Origin of the sequence: Moorena sp. SIO2C4, assembly GCF_010672485.1 — a bacterium.
Taxonomy (GTDB): domain Bacteria; phylum Cyanobacteriota; class Cyanobacteriia; order Cyanobacteriales; family Coleofasciculaceae; genus Moorena; species Moorena producens.
This window is the reverse complement of the sequence record NZ_JAAHGN010001038.1, coordinates 1-2,647: the sequence shown is the minus strand read 5'-3', so window position 1 is coordinate 2,647 and position 2,647 is coordinate 1. Positions and strand designations below refer to the sequence as shown.

Annotated in this window: 2 protein-coding genes; both read left to right on the top strand. The window is 45.4% G+C overall.

Features of this window, described 5'->3' with window-relative positions:
* The first annotated feature begins 116 nt into the window (after positions 1-116).
* Positions 117-965 carry a DUF3598 family protein gene (locus F6K20_RS33310; RefSeq protein WP_008191524.1) on the top strand — a complete coding sequence of 283 codons (849 nt, stop codon included), beginning with the start codon at positions 117-119 and terminating at the stop codon, positions 963-965.
* 135 nt (positions 966-1,100) lie between these two features.
* Positions 1,101-2,459, top strand: a complete 1,359-nt coding sequence (locus F6K20_RS33305) for an aromatic ring-hydroxylating dioxygenase subunit alpha (protein WP_008191526.1) — start codon at positions 1,101-1,103, stop codon at positions 2,457-2,459.
* Positions 2,460-2,647 lie beyond the last annotated feature (188 nt).

Genomic DNA, 2,647 nt, shown 5'->3' with positions numbered 1-2,647 from the left:
CCTGTAGGTGCGAGTATATAGGTGCGAGTATAGCGATCGCGTAGCGTGGCCTACGGCCAATCGCTTTCTTTGTTAACTTAGAGTAGGTTAAGTCAGACTAGAGGGACTAAAGAACCATGAATGATCGTGATCAGATTCAGGACAAGCAGTCAACTGACCAGTCAGAGGAAAAATTATTCCGACAATGGTATCGTTTTATTAAGGATCATGGATTCACCTGGAAAGGAATTCTTTCTCGATATAAGGGTAACGGAAGTCTTGATGAAGTCCTTGATTCCACAAGAAGATTTACTCCTCTAGCAGATGCATCTCAAATTGAGCATTATGTGTGTTTTCTTAACCAAGACGATCCCTCGAAAGTCCAAGAAAATACGTGGATTATTGAAAAATGCGGTCCAGGTATCTCTCACCCCATCGATCTGAGTTCAACGACGATGTTTTCATCTAAATCCTCTGGTATATTGAGTAGACCTTTTAGGAAAGACCAGGTCAACTTGACCGAGATTTACCTGTTGGAAGGGAACCGTCGTATCAGTGTGGTAATTAGCTATTTCCCCGATCGCTCCAAGGAATCAGGCAATCCATGTGTACTCTCCAGGATTTCCTTGTTCCGGGAAGTGAAACTTGACGTTGTCCCATTTCCCTGGTCTAATCAGAGACCAGAGGTAAGTAATCGGGATTATCCGAGCATTAAGGCGATAGATACCCTGGTATTACGATCAGGCACATTTGATGAAATTCCCCTGCCAGATTACCCTGTCCATTGGCCGAAGGACGGTCGATTAATCTTTGATTTTCCCGACGGAATTTCCATAAACGTGCCAGAAACCCTTGAGCCTGGCCACGATAGCACTCTTATCCTTAGTTGGAGATACAGCACCGATCGGATCAAGAGAGGGATTGCTAACTTCACGGATGATACCCGCACAGCTGATTTGATTACACAGGAATGCGTGATTGTCTAAAAATAGGGTGGGCAATGTCTAGCAAGCCTTAGTACTAAGATTGACATTAAAGGTTTAGTATTGCTGGCGTCAGTGCCGAAAAAGCTCCAGATTCGCCATCTTTGATGGTCAGTTGTTTCATAGAGGAAGTTATCTATGAGAGTTGATACCAAAACACCAGAAGCAGTACAAAAAACTGGCACCGCTCCTATAGCTGAAACACAGCAAGAGTTCAACTGGCAGCAGTGCTGGTATCCTGTTACCTTTGTGCAAGACCTGCCCACAGACCGTCCTTACAGCTTTTCCCTGTACGACGAGCCTTTGGTCTTGTTCAGAAACCAAGATGGTAAGCTAGCCTGTTTAACAAACCGCTGCCCTCACCGCGCCGCTAAACTCTCAGAGGGACAAATCATTGATGGTAAAATTGAGTGCTTATATCACGGCTGGCAATTTGGTCGAGATGGTCAATGTTTACACATTCCCCAGTTACCAGAAGATGCCAAGATTCCAGCCAAAGCCTGTGTGCAATCCTTTACGGTTGTGGAACGGCAAGGTATTGTCTGGGTATGGATGGGGAAACCTGAAGCTGCTGATCAAGAGGGAATCCCAACTGTAGCGGATTTGGACAATCCTACAGTTGCCAGCTCAGACTATATGATAGACCTCCCCTACGACCAAACCTATTTTATAGAAAATGCCCTCGATCCCTCTCACCTCTACATCAGTCACGAGGGCACCCTAAGTAGTCGAAAATACGCTCAACCCTTAGAAATGGAAGTCCTGGAAAGTTCTACTTTTGGGATTCGAGGCAGGTACCGAAAAACCAGGCAAAAGAATAGCCCATGGGTAAACCTTGATTTCGTTGCTCCCAATTTAGTGACCTACAGAAGCTCAAGTGGGGAAAAATCAGTTCGTATCGGTGGAGCAGCACTTTATTCCCTTCCTCTAGGTAAAGGCAAATGCCGTATTATTATCAGGAATTATAATAATCACTCTACCTGGAAACTGAAGCTACAGCCTCGTTGGATGGAACACTGGTACCGAGACAAATTCTTAGAAGAAGATTTACCACTTGTGGTGGGACAGCAGGCAGAAGTGGAGCGGTTGGGAACAAGCCTAAACTCACTGTATTTACAACTCAAAACATCGGATATGTTGTTGATTGAGTATCGCAAGTGGCTCGATAAGTTCGGAACGTCTTTACCTTTTTATCAAGGCTATTCCACCAGGAAGCTATCCCAGAAAGAACGAGAGGATAATCAGCAACCAGCTCCCCTAGACCGATTAAGGCGACATACTCAAATCTGTGGTTCCTGCAATCGAGCCTATCAGGTAACCAACCGGTTAAAAACGACTTTTGTGGGAGTAGCGATCGCATTGGCGGCTTTGGCAATAGTTACGGATGGTTCTGGGACTGAACTAATAGCTAGTTTAGGGTCTGGCTCAGCCGTTGTTATAGCAACAGTTGCCCATCAAGTTAAAACCCATTTCGAGCGTTCTTACACTCGTCATTAAGGCTAATTTTGGCTCAACGCCATGTAAGCATTCAGGCGTCAGCTATCAGCCGTCAGCTTATTTTATTCAAAAGCTGTTCGGTGTAGCTTGCGCTATGGGCATAAACTGTTGCCTTAGCGTAGCCACAGGCTTATGGCTGATAGCTGATAGCACCTCAAGTAGCCTGTGCCACGCTACGGGAAAAGCTT